The sequence below is a fragment of the Hydrogenovibrio halophilus DSM 15072 genome (genome assembly GCF_000384235.1).
Classification (GTDB): Bacteria; Pseudomonadota; Gammaproteobacteria; order Thiomicrospirales; family Thiomicrospiraceae; genus Hydrogenovibrio; species Hydrogenovibrio halophilus.
Genome location: NZ_KB913033.1, coordinates 20607 through 37530 on the forward strand (window position 1 = coordinate 20607; position 16924 = coordinate 37530).

The following is a 16924-nucleotide window of genomic DNA, read 5'->3' on the forward strand; positions in this document are numbered from 1 at the left end:
AATTTGATTTAGATCAAGCCATTACCTTTATATCAACCAAGCCATTGCGGCCAGAACTGCATCAACCGCTGCTTGAATCGATGTGGGGCCTGTTGCATCGCCACGGCTTCGGGCTCCCCTTTTTCGGTCTCGTCATTGATGCTGTGAAGCCGCTGAAAACAGTGCTTCAAAACGTCCGTATCCTCCAACCGCCCGCACAGGGCGTAGGTGGGAACCTGGAAATCTGCCGCCAATCTGGCCATCGCCACCGGCAACTTGCCTTGCAGGCTCTGCGCATCCAGTTTGCCTTCGCCCGTTATGACGCCATCAATGGGCTGTGAAGCCAGACAGGAAGCCAGCTCCAGGCGCTCGGCCAACAGTTCAAACCCCGGCACGAGCCTGGCCGACAAGGCCCCAACAAACCCACCGGCCATGCCACCGGCTGCGCCGGCACCGGCAAGGTGCGTGATCTCTTGCCCAAAGCTTTGCGCCAACACTTCGGCCAGTCTGGCAAGGCCGAATTCCAGCGCCCCAGCTGTCTCTGGCGTGACCCCTTTTTGCGGACCAAACACCGCCGTAGCACCATGGTCACCTAACAACGGATTGGTGACATCGCACGCCAAAAGCCAGTCCAGCGACTGCAGATCGGACACATTTTTTACCAGGCCTGGTAAAAAACCCACTTCCGCCAGATCCACCAATTGCGCGGGTGAGGTGATGACCTGCCCCAAGCCGTCTTTGAATTCGAACCCCAGTGCGCTCAGAGCGCCCATCCCGCCATCATTGGTGGCACTGCCACCCAGCCCCAGAACAATCGACCTGGCGCCCTTATTGATGGCGTGAGCCAGCACCTGTCCGGTGCCATAACTGCTCGCCGACATGGGATCACGCTCGTCCCGCGTCAGTCTTGGCAAACCGCTGGCCTGAGCCATTTCCACAAACGCGGTCCGGCTGGAGGCCTGCCAGCCATAGATCACCTTCACAGGCCGGCCCAACGGGTCCTGAGCATACAGTTCCTCCTTTTCTGCCAGGCCTGCATGCAAAAATGCCTCAACGAAGCCTTCGCCGCCGTCCGACATCGGACGCTCGATCAACGCCACTGGCAGTTGCAGTGCATCACGCACCGCCCGCACCTGCTCACAGAAGGCAACCGCACTGATCGAACCTTTGAACGAATCGGGCGCAATCAGCCAGGTCTGAGGCGTGTTTTGCAAAGTCACTTGCGTCATCAATCCGTCTCCGGGGCCCACAGGGCCGACACATCGTCCACGGTCTCCGGCATCAGCCACACCGATTGATAAGGTTGCATCACATAACGGGTTTCAGTGGCCGCGACCCCGCCATTGTCGAGCAGATTGACCCAGTAACTGGCTTTGTCCATGCCGTCGATCAGCGACAGATCCAGTATTTTGATCTCGGACGTCAGATTGTGAATCGCCAGCAGCGGGAAACGCAAGGCGCTTTTACCGCTCCCATCCCGCCACAAGGCAAAAAAATCCGACCCCAGATCCAGCACCGTTTGCGGCGTGTCCGGATGAAAGGCTTTGTGTTTTTTGCGGCGCTGCAGAATATTGGTCAGGCGTTTGAGCACCTCCGCATTGGAGGTGCGCCCACTTTCAATCAAGGCCTCCAACGTCTCCAGCGGCCAGCGTCGGCGATTGATCGAGCGGGTACGCCCGGTGCGTTCCACCCCTTCCTTGTCATTGGGCGTGGCCACCATGGAATGAATGTAAAACGCCGGAATCCCCTGCAACGTCATCATAATGTTCTGCGAGCAGATAAAGCGATCCACCTGCCATTGGTCCGGGCCATCCGAATGGGCGGTTTCGCGAAACGCCGAAAACAGGGCGATATTGATTTCATAGGGACTTTGCGAACCATCCGGATTGGATTTATTGGTCACAAATCCGCCCAAGCGTTTCATATTGGTGATCAGATCGTCCACTTCACGCTGAGGCAAAATCCCTTCCACCGGACGCAGGCCGATGCCATCATGCGAAGCGGTAAAATTCAAAAAGGTGCAGCCGGAGGGTGGCGGAGCCAGATTCTGCGCCCAGTCGGTCAAGTACTGGCCGTCGCCCCGATGCAGCGCATGCAGCAGCAAAGGTGCCAGGGCAAACTGATACACCATGTGCGCTTCGTCCTGCTCGCCGAAATACGACAGATTTTCCGCATGCGGCACATTGGTCTCGGTCAGCAGCAGATTGTGCGGGGCCACCAGCGTCATCACATCGCGCATCAGTTTCACCACCTCATGCGTCTGCGGCAAGTGAATGCAATGGGAGCCCAGCTCTTTCCACAAAAAAGCAATCGCATCCAGCCGGATGGTGCGCGCACCCTTGTCGATGTACAGCAACAGCACCTCAAGCATGCGCAGCAGCACTTCCGGGTTCTGAAAATTCAGATCGATCTGATCCTGGCTGAAGGTCGCCCACACCATTTTGCGTCCGCGATGAGTGTAGGCCGGCACCAGCAAAGGCGTGTTGCGCGGGCGCGTCACTTTGGACACGTCCTCATCTCCGTGCATTTCAATAAAGAATTGATCATAAGGCGGCCGATTGGCCTTGAAATCGGTAAACCAGAGGCTCTCGCGCGAGATATGGTTGATCACCAGATCAAACATCAGGTCGTAGGATTTCTCCAACCGTTCAACGTGCGACCAATCCCCCAGGTCCGGGTTGACGTGGGTGTAGTCGATCACCGAAAACCCGTCGTCCGAGCTGTAAGGAAAAAACGGCAGAATGTGCACATGGCTGATGCTTTTGCGGATGTATTTTTTCAAAAAGACCGACAACGTCTCCAGAGGCGCTTCTTTCTGTGCTTCGCCCCGACCGTCACTTTCACCGGACTCATCCCGGTAAAGGGTGTCGCCATAAGTAATCAAAAAGACGTCTTTTTGCGACCACTTGGGATGGTCCGCTTCCGACAGCGATTCGCTCGGGCACCGGCGCTTTTCAAGCAACGGTAGCAAACGTGCAAAGATTTCCTGCGCCTGCGTTTCGCCATACAAGCGTTCAAGCCGTTGCTGAATCTGGGTCAGCAATCCCTCGACCGCCTCATTTTTTGCGGTCCCGTTTTTTTTTGCGCTCATAGCCTTGATCCTTTTCCCACTGACTCACTCCGCTCGTGTCCGTGACAGGACTCAGTCCGCGTTATCGGCTTCGACGGCGGCATGAATTTCCGCCAGAATGCCCGGTTCGGCGCTGATCACCCGGTTCCAGTTGGGCATAAACGGAATTTCGCCGGGCGAAGCCATAAAATCGTCGCCCGCAGACAGAATGTTTTCCGCAAACAACTCAATCACTTTTTCTTCCGCATGCAAATCCACGCGCAACCCGTTCATTTCGGCATCAAACGCGTAAGATTCCAACTGATCCAGTGCGGTGCGATAGTATCTGGCCCTCAAGGTACGCAAGGTGGATTGGGAAAACGCATGACCGCGCACCGCCAGCTTACGGAACAAGGATTTGGCAATGTCCTGACTCATGCGCGACAGACCGGCCTGCTTATCCTCAAACGAGACGGTCTGATGCTTGTGATCGTAAACATCGGCAATGTCGACCTGACACACCCGGCGGGTGGAATAATTCTGGCGCACTTCCGACAGCACCCCAATTTCCAGCCCCCAGTCGGACGGAATGCGCAACTCCTTCAGGCACTGAAAATCCATGGCAAACTCACCCGCCAACGGATAACGAAAGCTGTCCAGATAACTCAGCAATTCGTCCTGACCCACCACGCCTTTGAGCGCGCGCAACAAAGGCGTGACCAGCAAACGCGACACCCGGCCATTGAGCTTGCCCTCGGCATAACGCGGATAATAGCCTTTGGAAAACACAAAGTTAAAGGTCGGATGCGCCACCGGATACAGCAGCCGTGCCAGCAGACCCCGGTCATAGGTGAGCACGTCGCAATCATGCAAAGCCACCACCTGCGCTTTTTCCGAGGCAAGCAAAAAACCGAAACAATTCCAGACATTGCTGCCTTTGCCACGTTCTTTCGGTGCCAGTTCCTCCGCCCGAAGGCGTTCCGTGATGGCCTGCATCCGCGGCCCGTCGTTCCAGACAATCCGCGCCTTGTCGCCCAGATCGGCAAAATAGCGCTTGGCATGGGCAAACTGTTCGGCATTGGCCTGATCCAGCCCGATCACGATCTGATTCAAATACGGCACCTGGGTCAACTCTTTGACAATGTGCTTCAACGCCGGCCCTTCCAATTCGCTGTAAAGCGAGGGCAAAATCAAACCCAAAGGTTTTTTCTGGCCGAAACGACACAATTCCGCCTCCAGCTCCTCCACAGGTCGGTCGGTGATGTTGTGAAACGTGGTCACCGTGCCATTTTGAAAAAAATCACTCATACGCTTCTCCCCGGAAGTCTAATAATACGGCTTTTACCCCTTCCACCCAGCCTTGCGGTGCCGGCTGAGTGGTGACAAACGCATGCTCGATGCCGCTCAAAGGCTGCGTTCGGCTGGGGTTGGTCACAATGATCGGCTGATCGGCATAGCGCAGCATGGCCAGATCGTTTTCACCATCGCCCAAAGCGATCACTTTGCAGGACTCGCCATTGGAAAAATAGGTACGATTCAGCCAGAAATGCATGGCATCGGCTTTGTCGTGTCGCCCCATCACGTGATAAAAGCGCCCGCCCTTCTGCAGTTGAAATCCCTCGAGTGCCAGTGCTTTTTCAAACGCCTGCAAGGCCTCGTCCGAATCCTGCCATAAAATCGGTTCACTGACCTCACGCTCCATCGCCAGCACCGCCTCACTTTCTGAAAGCCGGGTGTGATTCATGACCTCGGACACCGACCAGTCACCAAACCCTTCAAACTGCCAGGCCTGCTTGTCACGTAAAAACGTCAGCAAACTGCGAATCGCCGTGTAAGGCTGGCCAATCATCAGTGGCTGGCTTTGGTCAGGCGGCAGAATCACCCCGCCGTTTTCGCCAATCAACGGGCCGGACAACATCAGCTTGTGTTGCCACTGGCGCAGCTCGGCCAGGGTTTTGCTTGAATTGAGCACCACCGGAATCTGCCGTTTCTCAAGCTGAGCCAGCAAGGGCAACACCGATTCAAACGCATAATTATCATGGCCCAGTAAGGTGCCGTCCAAATCGGTGAAGATGATCCACTCTGACACATCCGTTCTCCTTTTCCATGCCCGTCCTCACAAGGAGGACGAACGCTCGGGCCTGATGTTCCAGCGGCCATAAAACGCCAGTGCCAGAATGATCAGGGCAATCCCAATAATCAGATACAGCGCATGCAGCATTTGCGTCGGATCATTCAGCGCAATCTTGAACACCACCATCAGGGCCTCAATCGACAACGCAATAATGATCGCAATCAAAAATTTCGACAGCAGCCTGGATTCGTCCTTTTTGTCGGCATAAGCCTTGAAAAAGACCTCGCGTTCCAACAGTGTTTTTGCCAGATCAAAAATCGCCAGGCCCATGGTCAGGGCCACTATCGGCTTGAACACGCTTTCCAGGTCATAATTGCCTTCCACCAGCCACTGCCAGAAATAATCGTAAAAGGCGTAACCGATCGACATCAGCGAGAAAAACATCAGCGACAACCCGATACCGAAATAAAAACTTTTGGTGACTTTGTTGAACAGCGGGTGCAACTCCACCAGCCCCAGACGCCGCAGAACTTCCACCACCGAAAAATCAAAGAAATAGTGGGTGTCGCCCTCCCTGATCATCATGGTGATGCAGGACTTGCCCGTGGCCGAACTGATGTAAGGCGCGGTCAGACTCACCTCCTGATCCTGGGTGTGTACGCGCGTCATCAGATACTGTCGGTTTTTGCCAATCGCCTCCTCCATGATGGCCCCGCTGTATATGTTGGGAGAAGTTTGAATGTAATTCAGGTCCGTGGTGTAAACCAGTTCCAGTGAGGGGAACACACTGTAGAACTGCTTCAGGTTCTGGACACCCGGGTTCATCAAATGACAATTGTTGCGCAAGGTCTCAACCAGAAATTTTTCAATTTCGGATTGATACTCATTGTAGAGTCGAATAAATTCCTGCATGTTTGTGCCTTTATGAGCGATTCAAGCAAATAGCTCTTCACTTAAAAAACAATGAAATATGAATGATTCTCAAATCACTATAACGCTTTGTCCTGCACCAGTGCCACTCAAATTCTGCTTTGTGCAAAACAGAAAAACCGTTGATCAAAAGGGGGTTTCTAGGTTTCGCGCGAAGGACACTCTGTGCTTTTGAGCAGATTCTGCGCAAACACCACCAGCTTCTGGCCTTCGTTCATGGCCTGACGGCGCATTAAGTGATAGGCCTCGTTTTCATTCAGCTTTTGGGTCTGCATCAACCGCCCTTTTGCCTGTTCAATCAGGGCACGTTGTTGCAATTTTTCCCTCAGCTGGGCGTTTTCCTGCGTCAATCGCTTGAGCTTTCTGTGCCCGATTTCCGCCTCGTTCAACACTTCGTGCAATCCATCGCGGCCACAACAGAAACAGACGCCTCTGGCCCTCAGGGCTTCTTTGAGCGTCGCCAGTCCATGCGTCAACCGCTCCTTCTGATACGCGCACACCACAGGGTTGGCCAGGTGCGCGTTCAAGGCTTCATGTGCGGTCGCCATGGTGGGAAACGCCTGCAAACGGTTTTGCAGCGCGACAGCCTGATCCATATTCAACTCATCCAACCGCCACAAAACCGGCTGATCGGACTGAATCTGTGTCGGTTCTGGCAAGGGGTCGAGTTCCCAGCCGTTTTGGACAAGGGTTTTATACCAGGCCTGGTCGTTTTCAGCGTCTTCGCTGTGCCACCAAAGGGGTTTCACCAATCCATTCCTCCTGCATCCATTTAACAGACAACAACAGAATGCGTACCACTCAAATCAAACAATGAAAAAACAATCACTTAAACAAAAACCGTCACAACACCAGAAACGGATTGCACCAAAATAAACTGAAAATCACCAAATATGACTTACAGGAAATCAGCCCTTTTACCCCAGAGTAACCAGTAAAGTAAAATGCTAAGATTTGAAGCGTTATCGGCGTAAAGGAATCAACATGTCAACGACATACCGTGAACATTACACTCGCCAAGACCACGAAAACTGGGAAGGTGACTGGGAGTTGATTGATGGCGCACCCTATGCGATGTCGCCGTCGCCTGGCTTTTCACACCAACGTCTTGAAAAAGTTTTGTTGATTGCCATTGATCACATTCTTAAACAATGCGACCGGTGTGAAGCCGTTTCTGAAATCGACTGGTCGCCCAATGAAGACACGGTTGTTCGACCCGATGTTTTGGTGGTTTGTGATCAGACAGGCGAATTCGTGCGCAAAACGCCGGAATTGATTGCCGAAGTGGTCTCGCCAACCAGTGCTTTTCGCGATGAAAAAATGAAATTTGAGTTGTATCAGCAGGAAGGGGTCAAAACCTATTTGCTGGTCTACCCGGAAGAGCGGCGCGTCAAAATTTTTCGCTGGCACGAAGGTCGGTTGATCAAGGACGGCGATTATGCGAATGAGAGCATCACCCTTGAAATTCAGGATTGTCAGGGTCGGGTCGATTTAAGCCAGCTCTGGCGCAAGCCGTGATTCAGATCGCGTCGATGGCCTGACGCAATTGCTTCAGTGCCAGATCCAGGGTCTGGGTGGGCACAGCAATGTTAAGACGGGCAAAACCGCGCCCGGCCTCGCCAAAGCTCAAACCGTCGTTCAAACCCAATCCGGCCTGATCCACCAGAAAGCGTTGAATGGCCGGATGGTCGGGAAACACCCGCGAAAAATCCAACCAGATCAGAAACGATGCTTGCGGTCGCATCACCCGAACGCGCGGCCAGTAAAGCGCAAAAAACGCTTCCACGCGTTCGATATTGGCCAGCAGATGCCGTTGCAGATGCGGCAGATAATCCCGCCCGGCCTGCGAATAGGCCGCTTCCAACGCCACCAGGGCAAACAGGTTCAAATCCGTCATCGAATGCTGTTGCAGCACGCGGAGATAAGCCGCACGCCAATCCGGGTTGGCCATGATCGCATAGCCGATTTGCAGTCCTCCCAGATTAAAGGTTTTGCCGGGCGAACTCAGGGTGACCACACTCTGCGCCACCTCCGCGGACAAACTGGCGATCGGCACATGGCTGTCCGGGACATACACCAGATCGGAATGGATTTCATCACTGACGATTTTGACCCCGTGACGCAGACAAATCTCTGCCAATCGCGCCAGTTCGTCCTGCTTCCACACCCGTCCGGAGGGGTTTTGCGGATGGCAGAACAAAAACAGCGCCACCTGGTGTTCAATGACCAACCGTTCAAATTGTTCAAAATCGATTTCGTAACGGCCATTTTCGAGCACCAGCGGCGCTTCCACCAACTGACGATCATTCAAGCCGGGAGCCTGTCGAAATGGCGGATACACAGGCGTCTGCACCAAAACCGCATCGCCCGACTGGCTGAGCGCCTGTACCGCCAGCATAAAACCATTGGCCACATTGTGAGTCCATAATATCTGCTCAGGCTCAACCGACAACCCTTTGTCGGCCTGCCAATCGATCACGGCCTGATAAGCCGATGTGGGCGTTTGCACATACCCCAGAAGGGGATGGGACAGACGTTTGTTCAGAGCCGCAACAATGAAATCCGGGGTGGGCAAATCCTGATCGGCCACCCACATCGGCAGCACATCCGCCCGACCGAACAGTTTTTCACGCAGATCGTATTTTTCGGAAGCGGTGCCTTCGCGATCAATACGGTATTTGAAAGCGTCCTGATACATTTTTACCCCGACTCTTATCGTCTAAGCCCGTTTTTTCCAGACCGTCACTTGCGACAGGGTGTGCTGGAATCGACGTGCGGTTTCGCGAATCACAAAAGGCAGATCCTGCGGTGCGCCCACCGGATCAAACTCCGTCTCCAGAATCGCGTGCAAGCCTTCCAGGGTGGTGACGTTTTCCCCCGAGGCCGCATCCTTGTAGCCGCCCAGCCAGTGCGCCTTGTCGGTAAAGGCTTCCGACCAGGTGTAAGGCGATCCGATCACCAACAGGCCATTGGGATTCATGCGTGAGCCGATTTCGTTCAGGAACTTGGCTGGCTCGTACATGCGGTCAATCAGGTTCATGGCCACCACCAGATCGTAACCGTTGAAAATCGGTTTCAGATTGGCCGCATCCTGCTGCAGAAACTCGCAACGATCGGCGTTTTCTGACAGGCCCAGTTCTTCCAGAACCCGTTCTTTGAATGCCATGATTTCCCCTTCCCTGGGGATGGTATAAAGCAGGTGGCCCCGGTTTTGCATTTCGATGGCTTTTTGAATGAAACGCGCCGAAAAGTCCAGACCGGTGACACGGTCAAAGTGTCTGGCCAGCTCAAAACAACCGCGCCCCACCGAACAGCCGACTTCCAGCACGTTCAAATCACTGCGGCCACTCAGGTCATCGTCCCGTTGGGCCGCATTCACGGCCAGTTGTGCATAGGCTTTGGGGAAATTATCGACATCAAAATAACGATCGCCATAATGGAATTCGCAATATTGCGCGACCTGAGTGTCGGTCTCATAGGTGGAAAATTCGGTCTGTACCGGCGCATCGGAGGCAATGTAGCGAAAACCGGCATGTTGGAAAAAATGGCGGCGAAACGCGTAACGCGAATGGCCGTTGATTTCATTGCCGGTCGAAATCCAGCAGCCGCCTTTGAACAGGTTGTGTTCGTTGTCAAAAGTCGGCGTGGTGAAATCGTCATACAAGGGATGCACCTCAAAACCTTCGTACGGATACATCGGCGTGAGCGTCCATTGCCAGACATTGCCCACCACATCGTAAAAACCGTCGGTTTCAAATTGATCCACCGGGGTTGAAGACGCGTATTGCTGCAAGTTCAGGTTCGCTTTGTGCTGATGCGCCAGCGCATTGGTTTCATCGCGCAAACGCACATACTCGTCTTCGCTGGGCAGACGAATCGGCTTGCCGGTTTTTTCCGCTTTCCAGTTGCAGAAGGCCTCGGCTTCGTGAAAGTTGACTTCCACCGGCCAGTTCCAGGGCATGGGAATTTCGCGGGTCATGCATCGCAGGTGCCAGTCGTCGGCCTTTTTCACCCAAAAGGTCGGATGCTTGTCCGGAGTGAATTCACGCCAACGGTTGCCTTCTTGCGACCAGAACCGGCCCTGTTCATAGCCGCCATCTTCGACAAAAGCCAGAAATTCCTGGTTGGAGGTCAGAAATCTGGCGGCCTGAAACCCAGACACGTCCGCCTGATGAAAACCGTATTCGTTGTCCCAACCGTAAGTCTCAGCGGGGTCGTGATGATCGATTTTGACCAGGCCTGGTGAAATCGGCAACAGCGTATTCTCGGGGGCTTCGCCATGATGCGGACACACCGGAAACAGCTCGTGGTCCCTGACCGAACTCAGTGGCAGCTGGCGAATCAGCACCGAAGAGGTTTCGATGTGGATTCGCTCATGCTCGATCCCCATCATCACTGGCCACATCGGGCTTTGCCAGTCGATGGGCATCGAAAAAGGCACGCGATCGATCAAATCATTGACCGCCTGTCTGACTTGGGCGCGGTAGGTACGGACCTCTTCCACGCTCGGCCAATCATAATGGGCCTCATTCAAGTCATCCCACGACATCTCATCCACACCGATCGCGCACATGGACTCAATCTCCGGATTGATACGCTCAGGCAGGAGCCCGGCCAGCACCAGTTTATTGGTGAAAAAGGTGGCGGTGTGACCAAAATAGAAAATCAACGGATGGCGCAAAGAACAGGGGCGCTGAAAAAAGACGTCATCCGAAACCAGGGTGTCAAACAGGGTTTCGTAAGCTTCCCAGGTTTCATTGAAATAGGTTTTGATTTCGGCCCGTTTGGCCTCGACTTCGCCCCGGGTCAGGATCACCGGTTTGGAAATGAGTTGCTGTGGCGATAGCATAAAGGAACCTCTTCTGTTCATTTTTATGCCAATTGTATAGCATACGTATAATAAATTCCCGGCTTTTTGAACGGGGTTCGGCCGCGTCAGGGACGATCAAAGCCCAAGCAGAACCCCGGTTTTATCAAGCGCTCGCTCTTGCGGCTGACACAACGTCATATTGCCGGCAGACACCCCCTCTGTTTTCATCAAATAGGTTTCCACCTGCTCCTGCCGCCTTTTGGCCAGTTGCATCAATTTCTGTTCCAGCGCTTCGCCGCTCAGATTTTTCTGCGTCCAATAGGCGCGGTCCGTCTCAGTGAAGTAACCACAGACGTTCAACAACAAGTCAGACTGTTTTTGCACCACCTCGGCCACCTGCCCCAGATATTGGCGCATGGCCTCACTCAAGCCGGGCTTGCCGGGTTCGAACACCACCGGCTCGAAGGTGATGGCCGTGGCTTTGTCAAAGGCGTATTTCGCCGCCAGATAGATGGCGCCATAGGGTTGGAGCGTCAATGTCAACATGGTTTTGGTACCACTGCGGACCGCTTTGAACAAAGCGGTCTGAATCACGCTGTTCAGACGAAATTCGGGGCTGTCCAAACGTCCATGGATAGGCATGTTCAACTCGACCCGGTTATTTTTGTCTTTTAACAAATTCAAACCGACTTTTATGCTGCTGAATCCCGAAATGCTCTCAGCCGATCCCATCTGAAAACCGTTCAAACGCAGCGTGTTCTTGGATTCCAGTTCGGCCTTCTGAATACGGCCTTCGGATTCCATGGACAAACGGCCGCGTTGCACCGGCAACCCCAGACCTTGTTTGATCAACGGAGAATAAGGATACAAATCCAGGTCATTGAATTCAAACTGGTAACGGGTTTCTTGCAGTGGCGCCAGCAACGTCATCTCAGACGTGCCATCAAACAATGCCTGTTCATTCAGTTTGCCGGAGAGGGCAATGGCCGTGGTGAGGTCGGGATGCGCCTGATCAACAGGCCCCACACTGATCCGGTCAAAACGGGCTTTCGTTGGGATGGGTGAGCCATCCACCCAATGACGGAGCGTGACGTTCAGATCGATGACCTTTGCCCCTTCGGCCCTCCATGACAGGGTCTCTGACGAGGACTGCGATCCATCAGTGGCTTCGGCGTTTTCAGGCTCTCCCCCCTTTTCTGAAGAAGGGGACAGACCCAACAAAGGCCGCAAGCCGCGCCACTGCGCCAACTGATTACCTTCGTGAAGATCCAGCGTCACTTTTCCACCTTTTAGCGTCGCGGTCTCTGTCCGAATCTGCCGGGTCTGATCGGCCTGATGGAATTCGGCCTTTGGCAATGAAAAGGCGTTAAGCGTCAACCAGGTCTCAAGCTTGTCGGTATTTTGGGCGGCATCGGGGTTTTTCAGTGCCGAAAGGCTGAGTGCCTGCGCCTCGATTTGCGCCAACGATCCCTTCAGGCTGGAAGCGGTTTCGCCCAAGGAGAATTCAATGTCGTAATCCGAAGCAAGGCTGTCCAGGCTGGCCCAGACAGGCCCCGTTTCGGCTGAGGCATCGTCTGTCTGCAATCGGGCCGCCTCCATCACACTGGCCAGTGTCAGGCGAGTCATCGACAAATGCCCGTTTGAGATAATAGGTGATGGCGCCGACTGGTCGGTGGCAAAACCGCCCGAAACCCGGCCTTGCCAGTGTAGTTGTTCGAACTGCGGCTGAAACGTCGCCGCCAGTGCGGAAAAGCGGGTCACCGTGGCGTCACCCTGAGCCTGCCATTGGCCGCCCGCTTCGGGGTCGGTTTCATTCGGCGCCAGACCCATCCTGCCCTGCCAGTTCAAACGTTTGAGAGCAACCTGCGAAGACGACGGGTCCGTGAAAGCCAACCCGTCCAACTGCAGCGTTTGCTCCGAATCGAGCTGTGGTTGTTCTGTCCCCAGACTGGCTGAGGCCTGGCCTTCCCAGCGCACCCCTTTCAGATCCAGTGTCAATGGGGCTTGGCTGGCCTCCACCCCAGAAAGGTCGATGCGAGTCTGATCGATTTCCAGCGACACAGCATCCGCTTCCCGACTTGCCAGCGAAAGTTGCCCTTCATAATCCATTGCATCCCAGCGCAGCTTCTGACCCGGATCCGACTGTAGATCGCCCTGTTTGATCTCAAGCCGATGGTCGGCATGGAACTGCCATGACAGAGCCGAAGACGAAGCATCCGCGTCCGTCTGCCAGCTGCCCTGCCAGTTTAAACTGCGCCACGCCAGTGTTTGCGAGGCACGCTTCGCCATGCCTTCTCGCAAGGACAGTTGCCCCTTGCCTGTGATCTGTGGTTGGGCACTGTCCAAAATGGTTTCGATTTTTCCCGACCAGTTCAACCGATCCAGGGTCAAAAGCAGCGGCTGGGCGATAAGGCTGTCCGAAGCGAGCCGAAGTTGACCCAGTGTCAGATCGCCATCCCAGTCAAATGACTGCGAGGCTCTCTGCCACGCAAAGTGCCCATCGGCACTGACCAGCCCTTCCAGCGTTGAGACATCGGGCGAGAGAAAGCCTTGCCAGAGTGACAGGTCCAGACCGGACAGATCCAGTGTGCCTGACACAGCGGGCAGGGTTGCAAAAGGCGTGGCGACCAGTTCCAGACTGATATCCGCGTCCGATGCCTGAGCTTGCGTCAGGCTCGCGTCCATCGTCAAACGGGCAGCGGAATCGGGCGTCCAGGTTTGCAGGCCGCTCAAGTCAATCTGATGCAGATGAAAAGTTCTGGAAGCGGACTCCGTGTTTATGGTCACACGCAAGCGATCGATGTCCAGATTTTGCACTCCCAGTCCCCACTGGCTGAAAAAAGACGCCGCTTTCTCGCCCGGAGCTGGCTCTGCCTCAGCGTCTTTTTCCGCAATGGGCACGCCCGCGACACGCACCAGCCGGGAAGCAGAACCCAGCTCAATCACCAGCTCCGCATTTTGCAGACGCAATCGTTGCAAAAGCCAGTTTTTATCCCACAGATCGCCCCAACTCAGATCCATATGCAAGCGTTCAAACGACAGGGAAGGCGTTTCGTCGGTTGTCACAGACAAACCCGAAACCGTAACCCGACCATCCCACCAGGCCAATGCCACCTGCTCGATGGCCACCTTGGCCTGCGTCTGCTGCTGCAGCTTCCAGATCATGGCATGCTTGAGCGCCCAAGGAGCCAATGCCCAAAGCAGCACCAGCACGGCCAGGCCGAGCAGCCAGCCGCGTTGTTTGTTGATTATTTGCCAAAGATGGCTCATGAAATATCACCAGACCTGGTTGTTTTCAGTGCTGTTTCAGTGTAATTGAGGGACGTCTTTTGCACAAAGCAAAAGACGCAAGCGGTTCACGGGGTGTAATAAAACTCATAATCAGCCGCCCGCCCGGACTGATCCGGCCAGGACTTCAGCAAAGTACGGGCTTTCATCGGCTGTACCGGTCGGGCGTTGTTGCCCAGATAATCCTGCAAACGTTGAAGCTGGCTGACCGACGCCTCAAGCGGCTGGTCAAACACCATCCAGTAAACCCCTTCATCGCAAGGCGGGTGGGTCAAGGAACCGTGATATTTGTAGAATTTGCGCGCGCCGGGAATGAAATTGGCCGGTGGCAATTTGACCGATTGGTTGACCTTTTCCTGATTGATCTCACCGGGCAAATTCTCCAACACAGTGGCCAGATGCTCATGTTCGTCGCCTTCACGGAACAGAACGGCCACCACCACATGGTTGCCTTCCCCGTCCTTGTGCACCAGTTGCAATTCTGCCGGATAGGCAAAACCGTCTTTGTGATGCTCCGAAGGCGTGTGGAATTCGTAATGAGTCAGTTCATAACGCCGATTCTGCAGACGAATATAACTGCCCACCGGAATATTGACCTTGAGGCGTTTGCCATCAAATTCGGTTTTCAACACGGTTTCGCGGTAATGAATGTCAAACCCGGGCAACCCGGTGGTCCCAACCGCTCCCTGCCGTTTGATGTCGATGGGCGACTGAGCCTGGCCCGAGCCACACAGGGCATAAGCCTCTGACAGTTCGGCCCAATGGCGCGGTGCCTTGTCATCATGGTAGCCCCATTCCGGCGGGGCCTCGTTTTCGGCGTTTTTCTGATCCTGGTCTGCATCCCCGTTTTTGCCATCGTTGGGCATGCCGCCCTTGTCCACCTCAGGCTGGTCTCGCGAAGGGTCATTTTCATCGCCACGCTCTTCGCCCTGGCTCTGCCCTTGCGCCTCGGCGCCAAGGTTCAGCAGCGACTCTTCGGCCGCGACCCCACCCGAAAACCCGAGCAGGCCGACCAGACTCAGAGCCAGCCAGTCAGATCGAGCAGATCGATAAACAGATAACCGTGTCCAACTCAACGTCATGAGCGATTCCTTTTACGATTTCCTTCAGACATCCGGGTAACAGCCAGGTGCTTTTCTGGCCTGCAGAACGGCTTCAAACGCGTCCAATTCCGATTTCTGCAACGCAAACACCCCTTCGCCACCCTGTTCAAACTCGAACCAGTAAAATGGCAATTCCGGGTACGCCTGCTGCAAATAATACTGACTGACGCCCACCTCGACAATCAAGGTACCATCCTCGGTCAGATGCTGGCTGGCCTCGGCCAGAATACGCCGAGCCAGATCCAGCCCATCCTCTCCGGCCGCCAATCCCAGTGTCGGTTCCTGCTGAAATTCCGGCGGCAGATGTGCCATTTCAATCGCATCCACATAGGGCGGATTGGAAACAATCAGATCGTACTGGCGTCCGGCCAACGCCGAAAACAGGTCCGATTCGATCACGGACACCACGTCTTCCAGCTGATAACGGGCCACATTGCGCCGGGCCACGGCCAACGCCTCCGGGGATATGTCGGCCAGATCCACTTCTGCCTGGGGACAGGCCTGCAGGCTGGCGATGCCAATGCAACCGCTGCCGGTGCACAGATCCAGAATTCGTGTTACCTGATCCGGATCGACCCAGGGTTGATAGCGCTCGGCAATCAATTCGGCAATCGGCGAGCGTGGAACCAACACCGATTCGTTGACATAAAAACGCAACCCGGCAAAGTTGGCTTCACCGATCAGATAGGCCGACGGTTCTCGGCTTTCAATCCGATGACGAAACAGATCGGTCACCTGCTGTTTTTCCTGCAGCGTGAGCCGCGCATGATAATAAGCTTCGGGCAAATCCCAGGGCAAAGCCAGGGTATGAAACACCAACAGTTTTGCTTCGGCAAACGCGTTGTCGGTGCCATGACCAAAAGACAGTTCCGCCCGTTGAAACAGGGTCGCCCCCCAGCGAATGAAATCATTGACGCTTTCCAGGGTTTCGGATTGATACAGAAAATTGGTCATAACCCGCTCAGTCACCCATTGTTTGGTTTTTTGGCGTGTTTGGGCCGGAAGGCTTTGCATACCCGCTCGTCGGTTTCCAGATAGGCCCCTTCGATCAGGTCAATGCAATAAGGCACAGCCGGGAACACGGCTTCCAGACACTCGGCAATCGCCGACGGCTTGCCCGGCAGATTGATGATCAGGGAGTGGCCCCGAGTGCCCGCGATCTGGCGTGACAGGATGGCCGTGGGCACATATTGCAATGACACGGCTCGCATCTGTTCAGCAAACCCATCCAGAATTTTGTCGCAGGCGGCGGCCGTGGCTTCGGGCGTGACATCGCGTTTGGCCGGGCCTGTACCGCCAGTGGTCAGAATCAGATCGCAACCGATTTTGTCGGCCAGCTTTTTCAATGTCGATTCAATCAGTGCCTGATCGTCCGCAATCACATGCGAGTATGGCTCCCAGTCACAGGTCAACGCCTTTTGAATCCATTGTTTCATCGCCGGGCCGCCCAGATCCTCGTATTCACCTCGGCTGGCGCGATCCGAGACAGTGACAAAGCCGATTTTCGCAACTCGGGGTTCGGTCATAGTGCCTCCATATAACCCGAACATTTCACAAATTTGCACCGATCTCGCTTGCCCCTTGATTCCACAAGAAATATTTTCTCAGTTGGTCGTAATCACGGATACGACGCGCCTTCGAAAATTTCCTTGTGCAAACAAGTTCCTGCGCGACCTCAGCACAAATTCATG

The 16924-nt window shown here is 54.7% G+C and carries 13 protein-coding genes; 1 reads left to right on the forward strand and 12 read right to left on the reverse strand.

Features of this window, described 5'->3' with window-relative positions:
* Window positions 1-32: 32 nt before the first annotated feature.
* The 6 genes from A377_RS11440 to A377_RS12575 form a co-directional block, all read right to left on the reverse strand.
* The gene (locus A377_RS11440) at window positions 33-1208 is read right to left on the reverse strand and encodes a glycerate kinase (RefSeq protein WP_019894013.1); all 1176 of its coding nucleotides are present in this window, start codon (window positions 1206-1208) and stop codon (window positions 33-35) included.
* A complete protein-coding gene (locus A377_RS0100115; RefSeq protein ID WP_019894014.1) occupies window positions 1208-3070 on the reverse strand; it encodes a sugar phosphorylase in 1863 nt (620 codons plus the stop codon). The genes A377_RS11440 and A377_RS0100115 overlap by 1 nt, the downstream gene beginning before the upstream one ends.
* 51 nt (window positions 3071-3121) lie before the next feature.
* Window positions 3122-4336, reverse strand: a complete 1215-nt coding sequence (locus A377_RS0100120; protein ID WP_019894015.1) for a glycosyltransferase family protein — start codon at window positions 4334-4336, stop codon at window positions 3122-3124.
* Window positions 4329-5117, reverse strand: coding sequence for an HAD-IIB family hydrolase (locus tag A377_RS0100125; RefSeq protein WP_019894016.1), 789 nt, complete (start codon window positions 5115-5117; stop codon window positions 4329-4331). Before A377_RS0100125 ends, A377_RS0100120 begins: the two co-directional genes overlap by 8 nt.
* A 27-nt stretch (window positions 5118-5144) precedes the next feature.
* Entirely contained in the window at window positions 5145-6014 is an 870-nt protein-coding gene (locus A377_RS0100130; RefSeq protein WP_019894017.1) for a hypothetical protein, read from the reverse strand.
* 158 nt (window positions 6015-6172) lie between these two features.
* Complete coding sequence (locus A377_RS12575; protein ID WP_245546833.1) at window positions 6173-6781, reverse strand: ANTAR domain-containing response regulator; 609 nt, start codon at window positions 6779-6781, stop codon at window positions 6173-6175.
* A gap of 235 nt (window positions 6782-7016) precedes the next feature.
* On the opposite strand from A377_RS12575, the gene A377_RS0100140 reads away from it, so the two are divergent.
* Window positions 7017-7550 (forward strand): Uma2 family endonuclease, encoded by a 534-nt coding sequence (locus A377_RS0100140; RefSeq protein ID WP_019894019.1) that lies wholly within the window; start codon window positions 7017-7019, stop codon window positions 7548-7550.
* 1 nt (window position 7551) lies between these two features.
* On the opposite strand, the gene A377_RS0100145 is transcribed toward A377_RS0100140, so the two are convergent.
* From A377_RS0100145 to mog, 6 genes are all read right to left on the reverse strand, one after another.
* The gene (locus A377_RS0100145) at window positions 7552-8730 is read right to left on the reverse strand and encodes a MalY/PatB family protein (protein WP_019894020.1); all 1179 of its coding nucleotides are present in this window, start codon (window positions 8728-8730) and stop codon (window positions 7552-7554) included.
* Between the two features lie 21 nt (window positions 8731-8751).
* Window positions 8752-10881, reverse strand: coding sequence for a 5-histidylcysteine sulfoxide synthase (gene ovoA / locus A377_RS0100150; protein WP_019894021.1), 2130 nt, complete (start codon window positions 10879-10881; stop codon window positions 8752-8754).
* A 96-nt stretch (window positions 10882-10977) separates the two neighbouring features.
* Window positions 10978-14112 carry a DUF748 domain-containing protein gene (locus A377_RS0100155; protein ID WP_019894022.1) on the reverse strand — a complete coding sequence of 1045 codons (3135 nt, stop codon included), beginning with the start codon at window positions 14110-14112 and terminating at the stop codon, window positions 10978-10980.
* Between the two features lie 86 nt (window positions 14113-14198).
* The gene (locus A377_RS0100160) at window positions 14199-15212 is read right to left on the reverse strand and encodes a carbonic anhydrase (protein ID WP_019894023.1); all 1014 of its coding nucleotides are present in this window, start codon (window positions 15210-15212) and stop codon (window positions 14199-14201) included.
* Between the two features lie 24 nt (window positions 15213-15236).
* Window positions 15237-16187, reverse strand: coding sequence for a 50S ribosomal protein L3 N(5)-glutamine methyltransferase (prmB, locus tag A377_RS0100165; RefSeq protein WP_019894025.1), 951 nt, complete (start codon window positions 16185-16187; stop codon window positions 15237-15239).
* 11 nt (window positions 16188-16198) lie between these two features.
* Complete coding sequence (mog, locus tag A377_RS0100170) at window positions 16199-16759, reverse strand: molybdopterin adenylyltransferase (RefSeq protein ID WP_019894026.1); 561 nt, start codon at window positions 16757-16759, stop codon at window positions 16199-16201.
* Between the last annotated feature and the right edge of the window lie 165 nt (window positions 16760-16924).

What these genes read in the sequence shown, in the direction of transcription:
- A377_RS0100145 (WP_019894020.1), bottom strand. Translation starts at nt 8,730, where the DNA reads ATGTATCAGGACGCTTTCAAATACCGTATTGATCGCGAAGGCACCGCT.
- A377_RS0100140 (WP_019894019.1), top strand. Translation starts at nt 7,017, where the DNA reads ATGTCAACGACATACCGTGAACATTACACTCGCCAAGACCACGAAAAC.
- mog (WP_019894026.1), bottom strand. Translation starts at nt 16,759, where the DNA reads ATGACCGAACCCCGAGTTGCGAAAATCGGCTTTGTCACTGTCTCGGAT.
- A377_RS0100120 (WP_019894015.1), bottom strand. Translation starts at nt 4,336, where the DNA reads ATGAGTGATTTTTTTCAAAATGGCACGGTGACCACGTTTCACAACATC.
- A377_RS11440 (WP_019894013.1), bottom strand. Translation starts at nt 1,208, where the DNA reads ATGACGCAAGTGACTTTGCAAAACACGCCTCAGACCTGGCTGATTGCG.
- A377_RS0100160 (WP_019894023.1), bottom strand. Translation starts at nt 15,212, where the DNA reads ATGACGTTGAGTTGGACACGGTTATCTGTTTATCGATCTGCTCGATCT.
- ovoA (WP_019894021.1), bottom strand. Translation starts at nt 10,881, where the DNA reads ATGCTATCGCCACAGCAACTCATTTCCAAACCGGTGATCCTGACCCGG.
- A377_RS0100130 (WP_019894017.1), bottom strand. Translation starts at nt 6,014, where the DNA reads ATGCAGGAATTTATTCGACTCTACAATGAGTATCAATCCGAAATTGAA.
- A377_RS0100155 (WP_019894022.1), bottom strand. Translation starts at nt 14,112, where the DNA reads ATGAGCCATCTTTGGCAAATAATCAACAAACAACGCGGCTGGCTGCTC.
- prmB (WP_019894025.1), bottom strand. Translation starts at nt 16,187, where the DNA reads ATGACCAATTTTCTGTATCAATCCGAAACCCTGGAAAGCGTCAATGAT.
- A377_RS0100115 (WP_019894014.1), bottom strand. Translation starts at nt 3,070, where the DNA reads ATGAGCGCAAAAAAAAACGGGACCGCAAAAAATGAGGCGGTCGAGGGA.